The organism is Rhodococcus sp. 06-1474-1B (assembly GCF_002258885.1).
GTDB lineage: Bacteria > Actinomycetota > Actinomycetes > Mycobacteriales > Mycobacteriaceae > Rhodococcoides > Rhodococcoides fascians.
Genome location: NZ_NOYR01000002.1, coordinates 1 through 20,877, shown reverse-complemented (window position 1 = coordinate 20,877; position 20,877 = coordinate 1). Strand labels below are relative to the sequence as shown.

The following is a 20,877-nucleotide window of genomic DNA, read 5'->3' as shown; positions in this document are numbered from 1 at the left end:
CTACCCCCCCAGGGTATCTAGTGGGTAGTGCCGATCGCCTTCTTGAAGCCGACGTGTGAGGCAGTGAAGCCCAGACGGGTGTAGAACCGGTGGGCATCCACTCGACGCGAGTCGGACGTCAGCTGCACCAGAGCGCACCCTCGCCGCGTGGCCTCCTCGATCGCCCACTCGATCAACGCGCCACCGAGCCCGCGGCTGCGCCAGGTAGCGGCCACCCGTACGGCTTCGATCTGAGCGCGCAACGCACCACCTCGCGCCAGTCCCGGAATGACCGTCGACTGCAGAGTTCCCACCACCTCGTCACCGTGCACGACGACGACCAGCACGTTCCGTGGATCGGAGGAAATGTCCTCGAAAGCGGTGCGATATCCGTCCATGTTCTCGACGGATTCGCGCGTCGCGCCCAACTGGTCGTCCGCCAGCAGCGCCACGATCGACTCGAGGTCCGACGCCAACGCCTCACGCACGACGCAGGTCGATCCATCGGTCAGAGCTAATTCCATCGGTGTCATTCGAGCGTGAAAAGTCATGTCCACGACGGTAAACGAAGCGTTTTGTAACGCGAACCATCCGAGCGACGAAATGCCGGGTAACCCACTGGCAATTGCAGTCGGGATCGGTTCGGGCGTGGATGATGGGGATCGAAAACATGAATGGTGGCAAGTCGAAGCGTGTGCGCATCGCGCTCAGCGCGTTTGCGATCGGCGCACTCGGTGCCGGAGTGCTGGTAGCAGCACCCTGGTCTGCGTCGGAAACGAGTGTCGAGGCCTCCGTCGAGCTGGTCTCGACATCGACCTGCTACGACATGGTGAGCATCGCCATCGGCGGACGCGGCGACACCCCACGCGAGGGCGTCAAGTGGCTGACCAAGCCCGACGGCACCCGCCTCCCCGCAGCGATGTCCGGTGACTACTCGAGCGACTGGATCGACCAGGCCGTGCGAGCTCCGAACAACGGCAACGTGGTTCCCGACTCCTACGCCGCGGTCTACGTCGAGTACCCGGCCGACCTCGCGAGCTACGAGAACGCCGTGCAGACGGGCGTCACCAACTCGCAGACCATCATGAAGGAAATCTCCGCGTCCTGCCCCAAGACTCGCTTCGCCATCGTCGGCTACAGCGAAGGCGCAGACGTTGCTCGCCGCACCGCCATGGAAATCGGCAATCAGGCCGTTCCCGAGGACGGCAAGTACGGCATCATCGACCCCTCTCAGGTCGTCGGCGTCGTCATCTTCGCCGACGCGGGACGCGTCGCAGGAGAGGGACCGTTCCCCGGTGCCGAGAACCCGTTCAGTAACCCGGACGGTTTCGACACCAAGTACCAGAACGGCAACAACGCCATCCCCGGACAGGGTGCATTGCCGGGAACGTCGGGCGGCTTCGGCGCACTCGACGGGCGCGTCGCGTCCTTCTGCTCCGACGGTGACCTGACCTGCGCACTGCCCGCCAACACGTCGCTGATCCACCTGGCCGCCAACGTCGGTCGACAGGTCAACGCCGATGCGCTGCAGAACGAGAACCTCACCCCGGCCACCGGAGCCGACCTGGCTCTGGCACTGGGACGCATCGCAGTCAACGCCTTCAACGACATTGCGTCGCAGCCCAATTGGATGCAGAGCGACGAGACCTTCCTCGACGTACTGATCAAGGTGTCCGAGCCCAACTACAAGCCCGGCACCGCAACGACCCCCGTCTCGGCCAAGGTCGACGGTGAAGAGCCGATCGAGACCGGCCAGATGGTCGACATGGTGTACCTGCCGCAGAAGATCTTCAAGGAGATCACCGGGTTCATCTCGTCCAACCAGAACACGATCCCGGTCATCATGAACGATCCCTACGGCCTGACCCTCGGGCCCGGCTCGGGACACCACTTCGACTACTGGCGCGACGCCGACGCCGCCAACGGCAAGCCACTGACCTCGGTCCAGTACGCCGCAGCCTGGCTGACCCAGCTGGCCGAGCAGGCCAACCGGGGCGAGCCGGTGAAGACCAAGGAAGTACAGGAGAAGGCAGGCCGCGCAGCAATCCAGGCCATCGCCGCCACACCCGAGACCACCACCTCGGCAACGGCAACTCCGACGGCAACGACACCGGCACCGGTCACCACCAGCCCCGCTGCCCCGGCCGCCCCCGTTGCGCCTGCCCCCGCCCCCGCAGCCGAGGTGCCGGCACCCGCACCGGCGCCGGCTCCCGCTGCCGAGCCTGAAGAACCCGCCTGCACGACTCCGGTCGAGGGTGAGACACCCGTCGAGGGTGCACCGCCGGTATGCGTCACCGCGCCCGCCACGGAAACGCCGGTCACCCCCGAGGCCGCAGCTCCGACGACGACTGTCGCACCCACCCCGTAGGTGCGTGGAAACTCGTAGCCCACTACGAGTTTCCGCGCACGACGGGTGAGCGACGCGCCAGCAGAACAGCGGCACCCGTCACCACAGCAAGAACCACGAGCCCGGCCACCGACAGCACCAGGTGGTCGGGCTCGCTTGTGCGTGAGATGACCGATTCATCCATGGACAACGACGGTGTGTAGCCGGCGGACACCACGGTCACGGGCAGGGCCATGACGAACACCGCCGGCAGTGAGATCGCCAGAGATCCGGGCGACGTCGCCAGTGCGGAGACCAGAACATAGGCCGCAACGAGCGGCAGAGCGAACTGCGAGACGATCGGAATGTCGACGTAGTTCTCCGTCAGGCTCGTAGCAGCGATGACGAACAGGCCGCTCAGCCCGATGTACGGCTGCGGCCACCGGTAACCGATCCCGGCTCCCACTACCAACAGAGCTGCGCTCGCGCACAACCGAACGGCATCTCCCGCGGCGAAGCCGGAGGTGCCCAGGGCCGTCGCCGACACTGCGAACAGCACCAGCAGCAGGCGTCCGTCGCGCCCAGGAACCAGGAACGACGCCAGCAGCGCAGCAGCCGTCATACCGACGAGAGCCCCGAGCCACTCCACACTCCGCGTATCGGCATCTGCCGCAATCCAGCTCAGGACGCTTGCCACGACGGGCAGCGACAGGCCGACGAGCAGAATCCGCGGGGTCTCGGGTGGCTGCACCACCTCGTGATGGCGTGCCAGGAACAACGTGACTGCCGCGGCCACTGCAGCGATCACCATGACGATCGCGCGCTCGGGCGCCACATCGTCCTCGGCACCGACCACATCCCAGACGAAGACGGGACCGTCGTTCGCCTGCAACAGCGCATCGAGCCAATAACCCAGCAGCCCGGCGCCCACAACCGAGACACCCAGGGCGGCCTGTGCACCACGGTGGTGTCCCGACAAAACCGCGGCCGCACCCAGCAGCACACCGGTGCCCACTGCAGCGGCCCAGTGCCCGAGCATCCCGGGCACCATTCCGACGGTCTGGAACACCACGACGAGCAGCGCTGCCATCGCCACAATGGTCGCTGTTGGTGCACTGGACCGGGCCGCGGCGACCGCCGTCCCACAGGCAGCGACGGCAACGACTGTGAGCCCGTTGACAATCGACCAGAACGACCCGAATTCCGTAGTGCTGTTCACCAGCGACTCGACGGGGCCGATGTCACTGATGGCATAGCCGAGAACCAAACCGGCCAAGAGCATCGACAGTACTTTCATACTGCCGATCATGCCGTCAGCCGAATTTCACTCCCTGCGCCAGGGGCAGTTCGTTGGAATAGTTGACCGTGTTCGTCGCCCGACGCATGTAGGCCTTCCATGCGTCCGAACCTGATTCGCGTCCGCCACCGGTTTCCTTCTCGCCGCCGAAAGCACCGCCGATCTCGGCACCGGAGGGACCGATGTTGACGTTCGCGATGCCGCAGTCCGATCCAGCAGCCGACAGAAAACGTTCCGCTTCACGCAGGTCGGTAGTGAAGATCGACGACGAAAGTCCCTGCGGCACATCGTTGTGCAGGGCGATGGCCTCGTCGAGGGTGTCGTAGGTGAGCACGTACAGGATGGGCGCGAACGTCTCGTGCCTGACGATGTCGGTCTGGGCGGGCATCGTCACGATCGCGGGCTGCACGTAGTACGAATACTCGTCGACGACATTCACGCGCTCACCGCCGACCACCACCGTTCCACCGTCGGACTTGGCGGCCTCGAGCGCCTTCTGATAGCCGGCGAACGCGCCCGCGTCGATGAGCGGTCCCACCAAAGTGTCGCTCTCCAAGGGAGATCCGATGGACAGAGTCTCGTACGCCGAGACCAACTTGGCCACCAGTTTGTCCGCAACCGAGGAATGCGCGATGACGCGTCGGAGCGAGGTGCACCGCTGACCGGCCGTACCCGCAGCCGAGAACACCAGCCCGCGCGTCGTGAGATCGAGGTCTGCCGACGGCGTCACGATCGCCGCGTTGTTGCCGCCGAGTTCGAGCAGCACGCGCCCGAATCGCTGCGCAACCCGCGGCGCAACAGCCTTGCCCATCCTGGTCGAACCGGTTGCCGACACCAGAGCAACACGCGAATCATCCACCAGCGCTTCACCGGACGCTCGGTCCCCGATCACCAACTGAGCGATCTTGGGATCGACACCTGCAGCGGCAGCAGCACGCTCGAACAGAGCCTGCACGCCGACGGCAGTCAGCGGGGTCTTCTCCGACGGCTTCCAGATGACGGTGTCGCCCGCCACCAACGCCAACGCCGTGTTCCAACTCCACACCGCGACAGGGAAATTGAACGCCGTGATGACGCCGACGACACCGAGTGGATGCCACTGCTCCATCATGCGATGCCCGAGCCGCTCGGTGGCGATGGTGTTGCCGTACAGCTGGCGTGAGAGGCCGACGGCGAAGTCGCAGATGTCGATCATCTCCTGCACTTCCCCGAGCCCCTCGGACACGATCTTTCCGGCCTCGATGGATACCAGGGCGCCGAGGTCCTCCTTGTGCGTACGCAGCAGTTCCCCGAGTTCTCGGATCACCTGACCCCGCGCCGGTGCCGGCACCTGCGACCACGAGACGAACGCCGCAGCTGCGTCCGCGATGACACCGTCGACGTCTTCGGCAGAGGCCGATGCCAGCGACGCCAGATTTCCGCCGGTGATCGGCGATCTCGCGGTGATCGCGTCGGGACCGGCCGGCACGTCGAGCGCGATCGTCGCACCCAGCCGGTCGAGAATTGCGCGCGTACGCACACTCAGCTCGTCGTGGGTGATGGATGCAGACATGCGCGTACACCTTCCGTGGAGAGAATCGAACCGTCGGACATAAGCCTACCGACGGGGGTTACAACCGCATTATTTCCTGCCTAATGGTCTTGCTTACGGAATATTAACGCGTATGTTCGTGATCATGACGCAAGTATTACAGCGCACCGGAGTGCCCATCGACGCCTCGACCGCCCGCGGCGTGATCGGTGAACACCTACTGGCCGACGGTTTCGAGCTGGTCCTGGACCTCGACGCCTCTACCGGGTCCACCCTGGTCGACGCCCGAGACGGCACCCGCTACCTGGATCTGTTCACCTTCTTCGCGTCCAATGCCCTGGGTATGAACCACCCCGCCCTGATCAACGATCCGGATTTCCGGGCCGACCTGCTGCAGGTGGCGATGAACAAACCCAGCAACTCCGACATCTACACCGTGCCGATGGCACGTTTCGTCGACACATTCGCCCGGGTGTTGGGCGATGCTCGGCTACCGCACCTCTTCTTCGTCGAGGGCGGTGCGTTGGCGGTGGAGAACGCATTGAAGGTGGCATTCGACTGGAAGTCCCGGTGGAACGAGCGCAAGGGAATCGATCCGTCCCTGGGCTCGCAGGTGATGCACTTCGAGCACGCATTCCACGGGCGCACCGGGTACACGATGTCCCTCACCAACACCGATCCGAACAAGGTCGCGCGCTTTCCGAAATTCGACTGGCCGCGAATTCCGTCCCCGTTCATCAGATCCGACGCGAACATGGACGAGCTCGAAGACGCATCGTTGACGGCCGCACGGCTGGCCTTCGAAGCCAATCCGCACGACATCGCCTGCGCCATCATCGAACCCATCCAGGGCGAGGGTGGGGATCACCACTTCCGGCCCCGCTTCCTGCAGAAGCTGCGCGCACTCTGCCACGAGTTCGACGCACTGTTCGTCATGGACGAGGTGCAGACCGGAGCCGGAATGACCGGTACCGCATGGGCTTTCCAGCAGCTCGACGTCGTCCCGGATGTGGTCGCCTTCGGTAAGAAGGTGCAGGTCTGCGGCGTGATGGCGGGCGGTCGCGTCGACGACATCGACGACCACGTGTTCGCGGTCAGCTCCAGAATCAACTCGACGTGGGGCGGCAGCCTCACCGACATGGTGCGATCGCGTCGAATATTGGAGGTCGTCGAAGCCGAGAACCTCATCGAACGCGCCGGCCAACTCGGAACAGTCTTGCTGAAGCAGTTGCAGGAGTTGGCAACTCGACATGAGATGGTCTCCGAGGTTCGTGGGCGCGGACTCATGTGCGCCTTCTCCCTGCCCGACGCCACGACCCGCGACCGAGTGATCGAACTGTTGCGCACCGAGGAGCACGTACTCGCACTCGGCTGCGGCGACGCGGCAGTGCGATTCCGGCCGGCACTGACGGTCACCGAAGCCGAACTGACACAGGCAATCGAGTCCATCGATCGGGTGTTGAGTCGGCTCTGACCCACCGCGTCAGGTAATCCTTGACACCAGCCGCAGCCTTCTGTCAGGATAAACCTGACACAGGAGGTGGATCATGGATCCGATCGAGCTGGCCGCCGAGGCCGACATCACTGCGGCAACACGGGCGGTCGTGACGGCCGCAGCCACCGAGGCCGGTCGCATTGCCGACGAGATCATCGGCACCGGCCCACTGCCGGGCACACCGGAATGGGAGGCAGAGCAGTCGACCAACCTGCCTGCACGACGGAGCCTCGCGTGGCATCTGTTGAGTCTTCGTGTGCAACTGGCGGCGGGGCTCGACGGCATCGAAACCGTTGTGGTGTTGCGCGTTCAGGGTGCGACGTGGGCGATCATCGGCCAGGCGGTCGGCATGTCTCGTCAATCGGCGCACGAGCGATGGGGTGCCCGCGCGGCAGCGATTCTCGATCCCGTCGGCGATGGGCAGCCCGATATCGTTCCGAACGACAGTCCGGCGTGACTTACCGCAGCACGGTCGCTGCGGCAGCTGCCACCGCGTCGGCAGCTCGCTGCAGTGCAGGCGAGGACAGCGACCACTGCTGCCAGTACAGCTGAACGTCTTCGATGCCGTCGGCGTCGAAGCACGTCAGGGAGTCACAGTCCTGGAGGTCCGGGATCATTCCCCAGCCGAAGCCGAGTTCCACCGCCCGCGCGTAGTCCGAGGACGCCGGAACGAGGTGGCGGGGCGGAGTGTGTGAATCGACGCCTCGGTGCCGTAAGTAGTTGTCCTGCAACCGGTCGTCGGCGTCGAACACCACCACCGGTGCGGTGCTCAGTGCCTCGATCGTCGTACCAGCACCGAACCATCGCTCGATGAACTTTTCGGTGGCCGACGGCCGGTAGCGCATGGCACCGAGGGATCGGACAGTACATCCACGGACCGGCTCGGACACCGATGTGATTGCGGCAGAGACGATTCCGTCGTGCAACAGCTGGGCCGTGCGGTCCTGGTCCTGGCGATGCAGATCGAAAGTCGTCGTACCGGCGAGTGGCGCGAGCGCAGGTAGCACCCACGTCGCCATCGAATCGGCATTGACGGCAATCGAAATGGGGGCCGAGACGCCGTCGTCGTTGAGCTCGGCCCTCGTCTGATCCGTCAGCGTATCGATCTGACGAGCCAGGCGTAATACCGCCGCACCCGATTGGGTGGCCACCACCGGTTTCGTCCGCTGCACAAGAGTGCGCCCCAACGACGCTTCGAGCGACTTGATTCTCTGACTCACTGCCGAGGGGGTCACATGCAATGCACGTGCGGCAGCCTCGAATGTGCCACCGTCGACGACTGCTTTCAACGCTCTGAGCTGCTCGATCTCCACAATATGAAGCTACACTTACCGATGGTGAAAAACATTCGCTGGCTCTAATGCTGGCCGCCTCCTAACGTGAACAGCATGACCTCGCTTGCCGCAGCACAATCGACGTTGACCGGACTGGGAGTCGGCCTGTCCCTCATCGTCGCCATCGGTGCGCAGAACGCGTTCGTCCTGCGTAAGGGCCTGCAACGCACGCATGTGCTGCCGGTGGTTGCGGTGTGCGCGCTGTCCGACGCCGTGCTGATCGTCGCCGGGGTGGCGGGCATCGGCGTGCTCGTGGACCGGTTTCCGCTGGCGTTACGCGTCGTCACCGTGCTCGGAGCGCTGTTCCTCTTCGTCTACGGAGTGATGGCGCTGAACCGCGCCCGCACCCCAGCGGCGATGACCACCGACGGCGGCGGCGGGGGCTCGCTGATCGCCGCTGTCGCAACGTGTCTCGCGTTGACGTGGCTCAACCCCCACGTCTACCTCGATACCGTCGTGTTTCTCGGGTCCATCGGTAACCGGCAGCCGGGCGAGCTTCGGTGGTGGTTCGCCCTCGGTGCCGTGCTGGGCAGCGTGCTCTGGTTCACCGCTCTCGGATACGGATCGCGCGTGCTCAGCCCCCTGTTCGCGCGGCCGATGGCGTGGCGGGTCCTCGATCTCGGTATCGGAATCATGATGCTCACCCTGGCCGCGCTGCTGTTGTTCGGCTGAGTCTGCCGCGCCGACGGAGCGCAAGCAGTGAGCTGAGTGTCCACAATTCACGATCGCGGCCCTCATCCCGATTTCGCATCCACAGAATGGACACGCAGCCCACCACCCGATACGAAGGACCCATGGCACAGCTGACGACGTTCCCGGAGCCCGATTCCTCCTTGTCCGATCCCGCCGACCTGTTCGTCGAGTACCTGCGCTTCTACCGAGGCGAGCTCGCCCGGCGGATCACCGCGTTGAGCGATGACGCTCTGGCCACGTCGGCTGTGCCGTCGGAGTGGACTCCCCTCGGGATGCTCATCCATCTTGTGTACATGGAGCAGCGCTGGTTCGTCTGGGGGTTTCTCGGGCGCGCCGTCGACGATCCGTGGGGAGACAAAAAGGACGGATCCTGGCATGTGCCGACCGACGTGCCGGCGGCGGCATTGCTCGCGCGCCTCGACGACGGCGCTCGACTGACCGAGCAGGTGCTGCGGTCTCATCGCATGGACGACGTGGCAGCACTCGGCGGACGATTCACCGAAGAACAGCCCACCCTGATCTGGATCTGCTTTCATGTACTGCAGGAATACGCCCGCCATCTCGGCCACCTCGACGTCGCCGTCGAACTGACCGGCGGGCCCACAGGCGAGGGGCCGCAATGAGAATCAACATCACCAGTGTGTTCGTCGACGACCAAGACAAGGCACTGGCGTTCTACACCGACGTACTGGGCTTCGTGGTCAAGCACGACATTCCCATGGGCGGAACAGATCGCTGGCTCACGGTCGTATCTCCTCAGGAGCCGGAGGGCACCGAGCTACTGCTCGAGCCCAGCGGCCATCCGGCAACCGGACCGTTCAAGACGGCACTGTTCACCGACGGCATTCCGTTCACCCAGTTCGCCGTCGAAGACGTTGCCGCCGAACACGATCGGCTCGTCGGACTGGGTGTCAGGTTCACTCAGGAGCCCACCGAGATGGGCCCGGTGATCACCGCCGTGTTCGACGACACCTGCGGCAACCTGATTCAGATCATCTCTCCGGTGAGCTGACCGGTCACACGTTCGCGTACAGATCGACGGTGGTGCCGTCGGGATCGTGCACGACGGCATAACGCTGCCCCCAGAACGCATCCCACGGCTGCAGGTGCCCTGTGTACCCCGCGTCGGTCACTGCGGCCCACGCCGCGTCCACTCCGGCGGCCGTGCCGCAGTCGAATGCCAGCGCGACGCGGTGGCCTCCGCTGGGCGCGGTCCACGTCGGATCGAACGAGGTGATCGTCGAGGGTAGGTCGAACAACAGCCGAACCCCACCGAGGTCGACCTCCACGTGTTGCTCTGCGTCGGCGTCGGCCGGAATGTCCAGTCCCAGAACGCGGTAGAACGCCAATGCAACAGCCATATCGGCGACGACGATTTCGATTCCTGCCAGACGTGGTTTCACCCGGACAAGGCTAGCCACGTCAGCCCCAGTTCGCGGCATTTGTCAGGCAGAACGGATGCCCGGCCGGATCCAACAGCACACGCCAGGTCTCACCCGGTTGCTCGTCGGGCACAGTTGCGCCCAAGTGCACTGCGGCTGTCGCGGCCGCATCCAGATCGTCGACCGCGAGATCGAAGTGAAACTGCTTGCTGCCCTGAGTGTTCGGCCACGACGGCCGCTGATAATTCTCCACGCGGCCGAATCCGAGTGCGCTGGAGGGCCCCTGCAGCATCGCGTAATCCTTCTCCGCGTGGACGACGGTCCAGCCGAGCAGCGCAGACCAGAACGTCGCGCTGGCCTCGGGATCTCCGCAGTCCAGCGTGACCATCTTCAGGGTTGCCACGGGTGCATCGTTCATGGTGTTTCTCCTCGACAGCGTCGATCGTTTCTCGAAGGTGTCGGACCAGACTCCTACACTGACGCCCGTGCCGGATAGGAAAAATGCGACAGCCACCCACGCCGGTGTCCTGCGGCCGGATCAGCTGGCGCAGTATGTCGACCTGGTCCGGCTGCCGTGTGCGGCGTCGTTGGAACCGTGGGTCGAGAACTACTGGCAACTTCGGTGGGATCTGCCGTCGGGCACCTCGTATCGCAGCTCGACCCTGCCCCACCCGGCATGCACGCTCAGCGTCGAGCACGGCTGGACCCGCGCCGGCGTCACCGAGCCGGTGGTCGTCACAGGAGTGCTGACCCGACGGTTCGACGTCGAACTCGCCGAGTCCGGGTGGGTGTTCGGCGTCAAGTTCCGACCCGGCGGCTACGCGAGCTTCACCGGAACCGTGGCCCGAACTCTGCGCGACGTCCCAGTAGCTCCGCCCACCCCGTTCCGATCGGAGACCGTCGCCGCGTTGACGCAACTGGACGCACAGCACGACGCCGACCACTGCCGAACCGTCGTCGACGCGGTTCTCGAGCCCTACGCCCACGATGTCGAGCCGGAGTACGAGATCGTCTTGGAAGTCATCGGCACGATGCTCGGTGATCGGACGCTGATACGCGTCGGCCAGGTGGAGGACAGATGTGGCATCGGGACTCGTCGGCTACAGCGGTTGTTCGAGCGTTATGTCGGTGCGACGCCCAAGTGGGTTCTGGGCCGATATCGGATTCACGACGCACTCAGTGATCTCGACAACGGATACAGCGGGTCGCTGGCGGAACTGGCCGCGCGGTACGGATGGTTCGACCAGGCGCATTTCACCCGCGAGTTCACCGAACTGGTCGGTGTGTCTCCCGGTACGTATCAACTGTGAGTAACACCTTCGTCACGCAATGCGACTTTTGCCGATTCGTTTGGCACAGTATCCCGCGGTGCTCGGTAGCACCCGGTGGGCAACCGCAGCACAGAGGAAGAGTGGGCTTCAACGCATGATCAACATTCTCGTCGCCGGTGGAATCGCATTGGCGGTCTCGATTCTGTTGACGCCATTTCTCATCGCGCTGTTCACCCGGCAGGGCTTCGGCCAGGAGATTCGCGTCGAAGGCCCGGCGAGCCACCAAGCCAAGCGAGGAACGCCGACGATGGGCGGCGTCGCGATCATCGTGGGTCTGTGGGCCGGCTACCTCGGTTCCCACCTCGTGGCGATGGGAGGCGACGGGCCGTCGGCATCGGCGCTGTTGATCCTCGGTCTCGCGACCGCCCTCGGCATCGTCGGTTTCCTCGACGACTACATCAAGCTCCGGATGAAGCGAAGCCTCGGCCTCAAAGCCACCGGAAAGTACGTCGGGCAGATCAGTGCCGCAGTGATCTTCGCGGTTCTGGCACTGCAGTTTCGCAACGGCAACGGGCTGACGCCGGGCAACGTCGAACTGTCACTGGTGCGTCAGTCGACGTTCTTCACGATGGCTCCGATCGTCTTCGTGCTGTTCTGTGTGTTCCTCGTCGTTGCCTGGTCCAATGCCGTCAACCTCACCGACGGGCTCGACGGGTTGGCGGCGGGCTCGATGACCCTCGTCCTCGGCGCCTACACGGTGATGACGTTCTGGCAGTACCGGCAATCGTGCGCCACCAATTCGGTGGCCGGGTGCTACCAGGTGCGTGATCCCCTCGACCTCGCTGTCGTGTGCGCGGCGGCCGCGGGAGCATGCATCGGATTCCTGTGGTGGAACGCAGCACCGGCCAAGATCTTCATGGGCGACACCGGCTCCCTGGCACTCGGTGGTCTGCTCGCCGGCCTGTCGGTCGTCAGCAAGACCGAGCTGATCGCGGTCGTCTTCGGAGCCCTCTTCGTCGCCGAGAGCGCGTCGGTGGTCATCCAGGTCGCGTCCTTCAAGTCCACCGGCAAGCGGCCGTTCCGGATGGCACCGATCCACCATCACTTCGAGTTGGGTGGCTGGGCGGAAACAACGGTCATCATCCGACTGTGGCTGTTCGCGGCCATCGCGTCGGCGCTGGGGCTCGGATTGTTCTACAGCGAATTCCTCGCGGCCGTCGGCTGACCTCTACGATTCCGATATGACCGACGAACTGTCTCCGCTGGCCAAGGTCGATGCTCTCGCCGCCGAACTCGAGACCCTCGATGCTCGACGCGTCGCCATCGGAGTCGAACTCGTCAACCTTCAATTCGGACTCGACGGAAACGCAAAGATCCGCGCCACCGAGGTCTTTCACAGCGACTACCTGGGCAGGCTGTTCACGTTGGTCGACGAACTGCGCACGGACGAGTAGGGCTCGCTAGAGCGCATCCGGGTCCGATCGCGACACCGCAGTCAACCGAAAATCCCTCAGCGACAACGTCCATGCCGCAACCGCTGCAAGGACAACACCGCCGACGGGAAACACCGTCCACGGACTGCCGATGATCGGGGTGAAGGTCGACGGTGACGCGTCGTCGACAGCAGCATCAGAACTGAAGAGATTTCCGACGTAACCCTCATCGTCCTGAATCCCGATGCCGGATATGTCCGCGGGTGCGGTGCCGAACGACGACTGCGGGACTTCGGTTGCACCACTGTGAATCACGATGTACCGAGCCCACGCCGCTGCGGGATCTGGAGCTCTCTCCAACTGCTGCGGCGGCCAGTGGGTCCACGCGAAGGCACTGCCCGCTCCCAGCGCGGCACCGACGACGATCAGCAACGTGAACAGGTGGGCGGAACTGTACTGACGGTCTCTGACGACGCGCATTCCGGAATCGACGAGAAACCACGCCACCACCACAGCCAGAGCCACCCCGGCGGCAACGAGATACAGCGACACGGGGAACCAGCTCGGTCGCAGATGTGCCGTCCCAGGAGTGTCCGGCGGTTCGGTGATCGCAACGTGCCACACCACCGCGGCCGCAGCCCCTGTGGCCGCGCCGACGCCCCCGAGCACTGCGACGAGCCCTTTGCCGGATGGTCTGTCCACGCGCGAGACTCTACCGGCCAGTCGGTCTCTTGACCTCGAGCATTGTTCAGGTTCTACCGTTCGATGCATGACGACACAGCGCCCCATGCAACCACCCGACAAGCAACCCATCGGCTTCTGGACCGTCCGCGCCGGGGAGGCCGTCCGCGCTCGAACGCGCGGAGTGCTCCGCGACATCGGCATCACCCAGGCCGAATGGTGGCTCCTGCATCAGATTTCACTGCATCCCGCTGGTGCCGATCGAGCGAAGACGATCGACACGATCGGACACAACGACACGCCCGAACGCGATCGTCGACGCAATCGACTCCGCTACCGAGAAGGGGTTGATCACCGAATCCCATGCACGACTGAAGTTCACGCCTGAGGGCGAGCGGCTGTTCGCCCGCGCCGCGGACATCCAACGGATGCTGCAAGACGAACGCATGCAGGGAATCAGTCAGGACGATTTCGCGACCACTATCCGCGTCCTGCAACGAACCATCGAGAACGTCGGCGGCGACGCATGGCACTGGTAGGGCAGTCGCCCGGAAACGACAGCGTCAGCGTCGCTTTTTGGTGAACAGAACACCGACCACGAGGCCGAGAACAGCGCCGAGGACGGGCAGGCCGAAGACAACGAACGCCGTTGTGTAGGTGATTCCCAACGAGCGGATGTAACTCGAACTGTCCACGACGAACGCGTAGTTGACCCGTCGCGGCCTGATCTCCCACAGCAAGTATCCGAGCGAGCCGATCAATCCGAGACACAGCCCGACCAGGGTGCTCAACCTACGCATTGCCGTGCGCCCCACGGGCCGCGTCGGCGAACTCCGCCATGCTCGGGAACTGCATCGCAAAGCCGTAGTCGCCGTTCGGCTCCGGTGTTGCGCCCCACCCTGGCCGATCGTGTCTGCGATCGATCCACACCGAAGCAAGGCCGTGACGCCGCGCCGGGACGTGATCGTGGAACAGGCTCTGTGCCACGTGCAGCAGACGTGATTTGGGCACACCGAAGTCGTCGAGGATCGCGTCGAGCGCATCGAAATGGTTGTCCGCCGGCTTGTATGCGTGCACATCCTCGGCTGTGACGATGGCGTCGAATTCAACGCCGAGCCGACGGTTGCTACCGGCAAAACCCGCGCGGTGCACGTTGGACAGAATCACCAGCTTGTAGTGCTCGGCGAGTGATGCCAGTGCGTCCGCCGAGTCGGGAAAGGCCGGCCAGTCCGGAACGGAGCCGGCGAGTCTGCCTGACCATTCCGGGGTGACCGGTATACCCAGCGCGTCGCCTGTTCGTCCGAATGCGTCGGCCAGGATGTCGGGATAGAGCATCGACGGTGAATCCTGCTGCGCCTGTGCTTCGTTGGGCGCATAGGCGGCGAGTAATTCGTCCTTGGACATCGGCGACCCTGTATCCGCAGCCCATGCGCCGAGCACGTCACCGATACCCGACTCCCAATCGATCAACGTTCCATAGCAATCGAAGCTCAAGACGTCGTAGTCGGCCAGGTTCATCGGGCTCCCTTGGGTATTCGGTGGCGGTCGGATCCGGATGCCTCTATCGTCTGCAGGTCATGAGCATCGTACTGCGGTTGGCCGACCCTCGACCCATCGATGGTCGGCGGTTGTGACGTCGACCCGGCTACGGCGGGCAACTGCCACCGATGCCGAATTCCTGTACTCGATGGCCTCGGACGCCTCCGTCATGCGGTGGGTGGGCGACGGAAAACCCTGGACAAGAACCTATTTCGATGGTCGATTCAACCGCGCATTGGCGACGACGGACCTCGATACACCCGACCTGCCGATGTGGTCGATCGGCGTCGAAGACGCGGTACCGGTCGGACTGCTGAGCCTCATCCGTCGAGCCGATCACGTCGAGGTGGGCTACTGGGTGCATCCGGACCACTGGGGACGCGGCTGTGCTGGGCACATGCTGGGCTTGGCACGCGAGACCGTGGGCAACCTCGCAACGGTTGCGATAGTCGCACGCGGCAATGCCGCGTCGCAAAGAGTGCTGGAGAAGGCAGGGTTCACAGTCGTGCACGACGGTGATCCGTTGACCTATCGTCGATCACCGTCGTCCTGATTCGACTGCTCACCAGGTCCGATCACCAGGACCGCAGTGGGCGTGGGCGCACCGACGTCCGCCCGCTCGTGACCCCACGCACCATCGGCCGCGCCAGGAATTCGTGCGGAAATCCCATGTCGATGGCGCTGACCGACTGCAGTCGAGCCAAGTGCGTCTCGTCGAAGACGATATCGAGGGCACCGATGTTGTGCTGCAACTGTTCTGCCGTCCGGACACCGATCAACGAACTGACGACGGCGGGATGCAGCAGCGTCCATGCCAACGCCACCTGGGCCGGAGTCGCACCCAACTCTTCTGCCACCTCGACGACGACGTCGGCTGTGCGCACCATCTGAACCCGACCCAGCCGGGCTCGAAAAGTCGAGCCAGCCGTGCCTGCGCCTCCCTATCGTTGTCACCAGAACGAAGGAAAGGCCACCGGCACATGCTCGAACGATGGAATGCAGCACTGGACTACATCGAGGACAACCTCGACCACGACATCGACCCGGCACAGCTTGCTCGCATCACCCTCACGTCCGACTATCACTTTCGACGCGTGTTCTCCGCACTGGCCGGAATCCCACTGTCGGCGTACATCCGACAACGGCGAATGTCGTTGGCAGCCGCAGACATTCTCGCCGGCAACGGGGTGCTCGACGTCGCGACCAAGTACGGCTACAGCGGTGACGCATTCACTCGCGCATTCCGAGACATGCACGGGGTCACACCATCCCACGCCCGCAAGCCAGGGACCACCCTCCGCTCCAGACCACCCTTGGCATTTCACCTGACCATCGAAGGAAAGAGCACCATGGACTACCGCATCACCGAACTGCCCGCATTCCACATCATCGGCAAATCGACGCGAATCCCCCTCACATTCCACGGCGAGAACACCGCCATGACCCAGTTCCACCAGACCTTGCCCACCGGATTCGGCGAACGACTCCGCCGACACGCCGACCTGCCCGAACTCCCCCACATCCTCTTCGTCAGCGATGGCTTCGAGGCCGACCGAACCGACGGCAGTCTCTTCGACTACTACTTCGCCGTCGCCACCACAGCCCCCATACCGGCCGACCTGGACTCCCTCAGCGTCCCCGCATCGACATGGGCGGTCTTCGAAACACGCAGCGACACCGCACTCGCCCCAGCACTACAACAACTCTGGGCCGACGCATTCAGCGAATGGTTCCCCTCCCACCCCTTCCACATCACCCCCGGCCCGGAAATTCTGACCGTCACCGACAACACACCCGACTGGTCATCGGGAGCCGGAGAACTCTGGATCCCGGTTGCCCGCAACCAATGACTCCCCGCCCGCCCTGGCTACTCAATGTGACATTTGGTGGCCTTTTCGGGGGTCAATGGCACATCCGGTGGACTGTGGGGGCGGGTGTCGCTGCCAACTCATGACTAATCTGGCGTGATGTCCAGTGGTCGCCGGAACGCGTTGCGGCGAAGGTATCTGTCGCTCGGCCTGGGTGAGCTGTCCGCCGCAGCGGTGTTTGCTTCGATTGCGCTCACCATGGCAGAACCACGACTCGACGACAGAGAGGACTCACTCGCCATGTGGTCTGCTCTCGTCCCGTTGCTCGCCGTCCTCGTGCAGGCGGGAGTTTATTGGTTGATGGCGCGATCCTGGGTCGAACTCAACCCGATGCCACCGGTCATTCGCGCGATCTTTCGCGTATGTCGAGTCGCAAACGTCCCACTGTTGGCGGTTGGGCTCATCGGTGTCGTCGTATGGTTCCCGTCGAGCGCCGGAATTGGCGTCGCACTGCTCGTCGTGTGGCTGTTCGCCGTTGTCGAATTCGTCAACTACTTCGTGGTTCGACTGTCGTATCCCGCACACCGCTGGTGGTCGACAGTCGGTCAGATGCGCACTCCTCGGCTTGTCCTCGACATCAACACGCGTCGCTGATCGAAACAGGGACCATTAGCACGACATCCCGGTACTCAATGTGACATTCGGTGGCCTTTTCGGGGGTCAATGGCACATCGAGTGGACTGCATGGGTGCGGACGCACCGCCGAGAATCAGGAGCTGCGGCGGGAGAGGATGCTGGTGATTTCCGCCAAGGCCGGCAGAGCTGCGGCGATGGCTTCGCGGTTGTGTCGACTCAGTTCGTCCAGTGCGTCCGCGAGTACTCGGGAGCTCGCCGCGTCGTATTCGGCGAGGAGCTTCACAGCTTTCGGCGATGCGGTGAGTGTCGCCCCTCGAAGGTCACCGGCGGTGATCGATCTTTCCACCAGGCCGGCGTCGACCATCGCTCTGATCAGGTTGCTCACGGTGGATCGGGCCAGGTTGAGGCGGGTGGCAAGGCGTCCCGGACTCATGGACGGTTCTGCTGCGAGGGCTCGCATCACCTCGATGTGCGAGTCGGCGATGTCGGGCAACTGCGCGACATCCCGCGTCGCCCGGAGCAGTGATCGCCGCAGGGGCCCCAGCTGTCGGCCCAATTCCGTTGCGGTGGAGTCCATACGTCGATGATCGCACAGATAGTTTTGCCGCAAACATAGTTTTGTGACAAAATGAAGACCATGACCACAGTCGAGAACCCCATCCCCAGCCAAGATCTGAGCGGCATCGTCGGGCATCGCTTCATCTACACGTACGCCAACAGCTGGCAGTACGAGATGTATGTCAAGAACGCGACCACGATCGACTACCGAATTCACACCGGCATGGTCGGCGGACGCTGGGTCAAAGACCAGGAAGTCGATCTCGTCAAGCTCGACGACGACGTCTACAAGATCTCATGGAACGAGCCCACCGGAACCTCGGTCGTCGTCAACGTCATCCCAGGCAAGCGTCGTCTGCACGGAACCATCTTCTTCCCGCAGTGGATCGAATTGGACGGAACCAAAACGGTCCTCTACCAGAACGATCACCTCGACGAAATGCGTGCGTACCGCGACGCCGGACCGACCTACCCCATCTATGTCGTCCCCGAGTTCGCCACGATCACGCTCTTCGAGAACGTCGGAGCCGACGACGAGACCATCGTGTCCGTCGCACCTGGCGATCTTCCCGACGGCTTCGCGGACCGAACGAACTGACGTGCGCCCCGATCTGACGTTCGTCGCGCACTTGTCCGTCACGGTCGGGGAGCCCATCGATCTCGGCCAGGTCAGCGACGGACATCGACGCCTCGTGCCGATCCTCGGTGGGACCGTCGACGGGCCGGTGATACGAGGACGCGTCCTGGCCGGCGGCGCCGACCACCAGGTCCTCAGATCGGCCACTGTCACCGAACTCGACGCCCGATATGCACTCGAGACCGACACAGGCGAACGGATCTCGGTCCACAACGTCGGGGTTCGCACCGGCAGCGAACAGGACATCGACGCATTGACTCGCGGCGAGCAGGTTCCCGCCGACCGAATCTACTTCCGCACCCTTCCCCGACTGTCGACGTCCGCCGACTCCCTCAGCTGGATGAACGGGACACTCTTCGTGGCCACCGGTGAACGTTTACCGAATTCCGTCGAACTGGACGTCTACCAACTCACATGACAGAGGCGGATGTGCACCGACCCCAGTGCACTCAGTGGCACATTCAGTGGCCTTTTCGGGGGTCAATGGCACATCGAGTGGACTGCCTAGGCGATCAGGTGAGGCTTTCGCCGTAGACGTGGTCGACGGCGATGGTCACCAGAACTCGGCGATCCGCGGCCATTGCGGCGCGGTATTCGTTCCAGTCGGGGTGCTCTCCGGCGGCGGCGCGGTAGTAGTCGACCAGCGCATCGATTTCGGGGCTGTTCGGGTTCGCGCCCGGTCCGGTGAGAATGACGGATCCTTCTGCTGTTGCCCAGGCCTTGCCGTCGGCGCTGGTCACTTCGAGTGCAGCGCGCGGGTCTCGGCGTAGGTTGGCCGTTTTCGCTCGTCCTTCGGTGACCGAAATCTTGATTGTTCGCTCGGTGCGATCGTAGAACGGCGTCACCGGCGACAGTTGCGGCAGGCCGCTCGCTTTTATCGTGGCGAGTACGCCGAGTCGGCTGCGCTCGAGGAGGTCGTGTGGATCGAATGCTCCGCTGGTCATGGCTTCACCTCGGGGTCGTCGAACGAACTGGCACGATCATGGTGGGCAACACGGTCGTCGGTGCCGCTGTTCCTCGGCCTGTCGGTAGGGAGGTCGTCGGCATAAGTTCCGATTGCGCGACGGTATGTGCCGAGCGCAGGCTTCGCTGCCTGCAGTGCCGCCTTCAGCGCGCCAGCACCATCGCCCAGATCCCACAGGATCAGGGCAATGAATGCATCTCGCGCAGAGGAGAATTCGTCGGAAAACTCGAAGTCTTCCAACACACGCGACGCCTCCTGGAGTCGGCCGACATTACGCAGCGAACTGGCGAGCTGAATTCTGGCCTTGCTCTCGTGCGCGGAATCGAGCCCACTCGACAGCGCCGCCTCGTACAACGGAATCGCAGCCGATTCTTCGCCCAGAAAATCCTCGAGCGACGCACGTTCGAACAGTGTCTGTGCTCGGGAAAGCCTTGTCGCCGAGAGCAACTGATTCATCTCCGACCGCATCAGAGCAGGCTCGCAGTCATCTGCGTGGCACCAGAACGCAGCTATGGAGTCCATCTGGGCCCCCCGGGATTCGGCCGGACCGCTACCGACGAACGACATGCGCTCACGTTCGTCCCCTCACCAGTCCATCCTTGCAGAGCATGCCTACGCTTGGAACCTTCACTCTGCGATGTTCTCTGAACCGAAGCGAAGTACACGATCGGTGTGAGTCGTCATCGACGGTATCGGCCGGGCTGCGAACTCGAAAAGATGGTGAACAGCACCACCACCGACCTGGGTGAAGCCGGGTCTCGAAACGTCCCACTCGATTGACACGTCGGTGAACGGTAAGCAAACGTATAGCCATGCAACTGAGATTTCTGGCCGGCATCTCGACGGCCTTCGCATGCAAGCTTCTGCTGATGCGAGTGCTGACCCTCAAGTTGCAGCGAGACATCGAGGCGCTCAACAACGGAAACTATCGCCCACTGCTCTCGTCGTTCCACCGAGACGCGGTGCTCAAATTCGCCGACGGTGACAGCCGATGGTCGGGCACCCACCGCGGACGACCGGCAATCGAAAAGTTCTTCCAGGACTTCGTCGCCGCCGGCATCCGCGGGCAGGTCACGGAAATCTACAGCGGCGGAGCCCCCTGGCGCATGACCCTCCTCGTCCGCTTCGACGACCAAGCACACGCAGCCGACGGCACCGAGTTGTACAGCAACCGAACGGTGCTCCTGGTCCGCACCAGTTGGGGCAAAATCGTCTCGCAAGAGGACTTCTTCGAGGACACCACACGCATCGACGCATTCGAGCGGAAATTGCGCCAACTCTAGATTCGGTCTCCCCTCCCCCCAGTTCGCCCC

General features: G+C 63.7%; 30 protein-coding genes. 17 read left to right on the top strand and 13 right to left on the bottom strand.

Translation table 11 applies throughout. The annotated features are described in order from the left end of the window. Positions 1–17 precede the first annotated feature (17 nt). Positions 18–530 (bottom strand): GNAT family N-acetyltransferase, encoded by a 513-nt coding sequence (locus CH266_RS00390; protein ID WP_255175796.1) that lies wholly within the window; start codon positions 528–530, stop codon positions 18–20. Between the two features lie 104 nt (positions 531–634). Between CH266_RS00390 and CH266_RS00385 the strand changes: the two genes are divergently transcribed. Beyond that, positions 635–2,347, top strand: coding sequence for a cutinase family protein (locus CH266_RS00385; RefSeq protein ID WP_094714450.1), 1,713 nt, complete (start codon positions 635–637; stop codon positions 2,345–2,347). 22 nt (positions 2,348–2,369) lie between these two features. Here CH266_RS00385 and CH266_RS00380 read toward each other — a convergent pair whose 3' ends face one another. Both CH266_RS00380 and amaB read right to left on the bottom strand, forming a co-directional pair. After that, positions 2,370–3,602, bottom strand: coding sequence for a hypothetical protein (locus CH266_RS00380; protein ID WP_141214451.1), 1,233 nt, complete (start codon positions 3,600–3,602; stop codon positions 2,370–2,372). Positions 3,603–3,618: 16 nt separating this feature from the next. Next, positions 3,619–5,154, bottom strand: coding sequence for an L-piperidine-6-carboxylate dehydrogenase (amaB, locus tag CH266_RS00375; RefSeq protein ID WP_094714448.1), 1,536 nt, complete (start codon positions 5,152–5,154; stop codon positions 3,619–3,621). A 124-nt stretch (positions 5,155–5,278) separates the two neighbouring features. On the opposite strand from amaB, the gene lat reads away from it, so the two are divergent. Then, positions 5,279–6,607 (top strand): L-lysine 6-transaminase, encoded by a 1,329-nt coding sequence (lat, locus tag CH266_RS00370; RefSeq protein ID WP_094714458.1) that lies wholly within the window; start codon positions 5,279–5,281, stop codon positions 6,605–6,607. Positions 6,608–6,680: 73 nt separating this feature from the next. Next, a complete protein-coding gene (locus CH266_RS00365) occupies positions 6,681–7,085 on the top strand; it encodes a hypothetical protein (RefSeq protein ID WP_048319069.1) in 405 nt (134 codons plus the stop codon). Position 7,086: 1 nt separating this feature from the next. Here CH266_RS00365 and CH266_RS00360 read toward each other — a convergent pair whose 3' ends face one another. Next, a complete protein-coding gene (locus CH266_RS00360; protein ID WP_094651450.1) occupies positions 7,087–7,944 on the bottom strand; it encodes a LysR family transcriptional regulator ArgP in 858 nt (285 codons plus the stop codon). A 72-nt stretch (positions 7,945–8,016) separates the two neighbouring features. On the opposite strand from CH266_RS00360, the gene CH266_RS00355 reads away from it, so the two are divergent. The 3 genes from CH266_RS00355 (at position 8,017) to CH266_RS00345 (ending at position 9,667) form a co-directional block, all read left to right on the top strand. Further along, complete coding sequence (locus CH266_RS00355; RefSeq protein WP_094714457.1) at positions 8,017–8,634, top strand: LysE/ArgO family amino acid transporter; 618 nt, start codon at positions 8,017–8,019, stop codon at positions 8,632–8,634. Positions 8,635–8,756: 122 nt separating this feature from the next. Further along, entirely contained in the window at positions 8,757–9,278 is a 522-nt protein-coding gene (locus CH266_RS00350; protein ID WP_094714456.1) for a mycothiol transferase, read from the top strand. Next, complete coding sequence (locus tag CH266_RS00345) at positions 9,275–9,667, top strand: VOC family protein (RefSeq protein WP_094714447.1); 393 nt, start codon at positions 9,275–9,277, stop codon at positions 9,665–9,667. Before CH266_RS00350 ends, CH266_RS00345 begins: the two co-directional genes overlap by 4 nt. A 4-nt stretch (positions 9,668–9,671) precedes the next feature. Here the strand turns inward: CH266_RS00345 and CH266_RS00340 are convergent, their stop codons facing one another. Then, a complete protein-coding gene (locus CH266_RS00340; RefSeq protein WP_032371441.1) occupies positions 9,672–10,058 on the bottom strand; it encodes a VOC family protein in 387 nt (128 codons plus the stop codon). 19 nt (positions 10,059–10,077) lie between these two features. Next, entirely contained in the window at positions 10,078–10,455 is a 378-nt protein-coding gene (locus CH266_RS00335) for a VOC family protein (RefSeq protein WP_094714446.1), read from the bottom strand. A gap of 67 nt (positions 10,456–10,522) precedes the next feature. On the opposite strand from CH266_RS00335, the gene CH266_RS00330 reads away from it, so the two are divergent. The 3 genes from CH266_RS00330 (at position 10,523) to CH266_RS00320 (ending at position 12,762) form a co-directional block, all read left to right on the top strand. Continuing rightward, entirely contained in the window at positions 10,523–11,347 is an 825-nt protein-coding gene (locus CH266_RS00330; protein WP_255175794.1) for a helix-turn-helix transcriptional regulator, read from the top strand. Between the two features lie 115 nt (positions 11,348–11,462). Next, a complete protein-coding gene (mraY, locus tag CH266_RS00325; RefSeq protein ID WP_027494939.1) occupies positions 11,463–12,533 on the top strand; it encodes a phospho-N-acetylmuramoyl-pentapeptide-transferase in 1,071 nt (356 codons plus the stop codon). Positions 12,534–12,549: 16 nt separating this feature from the next. Beyond that, entirely contained in the window at positions 12,550–12,762 is a 213-nt protein-coding gene (locus CH266_RS00320) for a hypothetical protein (RefSeq protein WP_027494940.1), read from the top strand. 6 nt (positions 12,763–12,768) lie between these two features. On the opposite strand, the gene CH266_RS00315 is transcribed toward CH266_RS00320, so the two are convergent. Further along, a complete protein-coding gene (locus CH266_RS00315) occupies positions 12,769–13,443 on the bottom strand; it encodes a hypothetical protein (RefSeq protein ID WP_032371439.1) in 675 nt (224 codons plus the stop codon). Between the two features lie 67 nt (positions 13,444–13,510). Between CH266_RS00315 and CH266_RS00310 the strand changes: the two genes are divergently transcribed. Then, on the top strand, positions 13,511–13,810 hold the full coding sequence (locus tag CH266_RS00310) for a hypothetical protein (protein WP_255175793.1): 300 nt from the start codon (positions 13,511–13,513) through the stop codon (positions 13,808–13,810). Next, complete coding sequence (locus CH266_RS25680) at positions 13,770–13,961, top strand: hypothetical protein (protein ID WP_255175792.1); 192 nt, start codon at positions 13,770–13,772, stop codon at positions 13,959–13,961. The genes CH266_RS00310 and CH266_RS25680 overlap by 41 nt, the downstream gene beginning before the upstream one ends. Positions 13,962–13,985: 24 nt before the next feature. On the opposite strand, the gene CH266_RS00305 is transcribed toward CH266_RS25680, so the two are convergent. Together CH266_RS00305 and CH266_RS00300 are read right to left on the bottom strand one after the other, a co-directional pair. Further along, entirely contained in the window at positions 13,986–14,222 is a 237-nt protein-coding gene (locus tag CH266_RS00305) for a hypothetical protein (RefSeq protein ID WP_141214450.1), read from the bottom strand. Further along, positions 14,215–14,940: a haloacid dehalogenase type II gene (locus tag CH266_RS00300; RefSeq protein WP_094651447.1), complete on the bottom strand. Its 726-nt coding sequence runs from the start codon at positions 14,938–14,940 to the stop codon at positions 14,215–14,217. Before CH266_RS00300 ends, CH266_RS00305 begins: the two co-directional genes overlap by 8 nt. 112 nt (positions 14,941–15,052) lie before the next feature. Between CH266_RS00300 and CH266_RS00295 the strand changes: the two genes are divergently transcribed. Next, positions 15,053–15,514 carry a GNAT family N-acetyltransferase gene (locus tag CH266_RS00295; protein ID WP_176456960.1) on the top strand — a complete coding sequence of 154 codons (462 nt, stop codon included), beginning with the start codon at positions 15,053–15,055 and terminating at the stop codon, positions 15,512–15,514. Positions 15,515–15,536: 22 nt separating this feature from the next. Here CH266_RS00295 and CH266_RS00290 read toward each other — a convergent pair whose 3' ends face one another. Continuing rightward, the gene (locus CH266_RS00290; protein ID WP_094714443.1) at positions 15,537–15,848 is read right to left on the bottom strand and encodes an aldo/keto reductase; all 312 of its coding nucleotides are present in this window, start codon (positions 15,846–15,848) and stop codon (positions 15,537–15,539) included. Between the two features lie 93 nt (positions 15,849–15,941). Here CH266_RS00290 and CH266_RS00285 point away from each other — a divergent pair, with 93 nt between their 5' ends. Together CH266_RS00285 and CH266_RS00280 are read left to right on the top strand one after the other, a co-directional pair. Next, positions 15,942–16,811 (top strand): AraC family transcriptional regulator, encoded by an 870-nt coding sequence (locus CH266_RS00285; protein WP_094714442.1) that lies wholly within the window; start codon positions 15,942–15,944, stop codon positions 16,809–16,811. Between the two features lie 117 nt (positions 16,812–16,928). Continuing rightward, positions 16,929–17,423 carry a hypothetical protein gene (locus CH266_RS00280; RefSeq protein ID WP_176456959.1) on the top strand — a complete coding sequence of 165 codons (495 nt, stop codon included), beginning with the start codon at positions 16,929–16,931 and terminating at the stop codon, positions 17,421–17,423. Between the two features lie 115 nt (positions 17,424–17,538). On the opposite strand, the gene CH266_RS00275 is transcribed toward CH266_RS00280, so the two are convergent. Then, positions 17,539–17,982 (bottom strand): MarR family winged helix-turn-helix transcriptional regulator, encoded by a 444-nt coding sequence (locus CH266_RS00275; RefSeq protein ID WP_032407772.1) that lies wholly within the window; start codon positions 17,980–17,982, stop codon positions 17,539–17,541. Positions 17,983–18,042: 60 nt separating this feature from the next. Between CH266_RS00275 and CH266_RS00270 the strand changes: the two genes are divergently transcribed. Next, the gene (locus tag CH266_RS00270; protein ID WP_094642771.1) at positions 18,043–18,561 is read left to right on the top strand and encodes a phenolic acid decarboxylase; all 519 of its coding nucleotides are present in this window, start codon (positions 18,043–18,045) and stop codon (positions 18,559–18,561) included. A 1-nt stretch (position 18,562) separates the two neighbouring features. Continuing rightward, positions 18,563–19,018: a DUF3237 domain-containing protein gene (locus CH266_RS00265; protein WP_032371430.1), complete on the top strand. Its 456-nt coding sequence runs from the start codon at positions 18,563–18,565 to the stop codon at positions 19,016–19,018. 94 nt (positions 19,019–19,112) lie between these two features. Here the strand turns inward: CH266_RS00265 and CH266_RS00260 are convergent, their stop codons facing one another. Further along, positions 19,113–19,544, bottom strand: a complete 432-nt coding sequence (locus CH266_RS00260) for a PPOX class F420-dependent oxidoreductase (protein ID WP_032371429.1) — start codon at positions 19,542–19,544, stop codon at positions 19,113–19,115. Beyond that, positions 19,541–20,032: a tetratricopeptide repeat protein gene (locus tag CH266_RS00255; RefSeq protein ID WP_217900976.1), complete on the bottom strand. Its 492-nt coding sequence runs from the start codon at positions 20,030–20,032 to the stop codon at positions 19,541–19,543. The genes CH266_RS00260 and CH266_RS00255 overlap by 4 nt, the downstream gene beginning before the upstream one ends. Positions 20,033–20,376: 344 nt before the next feature. Between CH266_RS00255 and CH266_RS00250 the strand changes: the two genes are divergently transcribed. Continuing rightward, positions 20,377–20,847 carry a nuclear transport factor 2 family protein gene (locus CH266_RS00250; RefSeq protein ID WP_027494954.1) on the top strand — a complete coding sequence of 157 codons (471 nt, stop codon included), beginning with the start codon at positions 20,377–20,379 and terminating at the stop codon, positions 20,845–20,847. Positions 20,848–20,877: the final 30 nt, after the last annotated feature.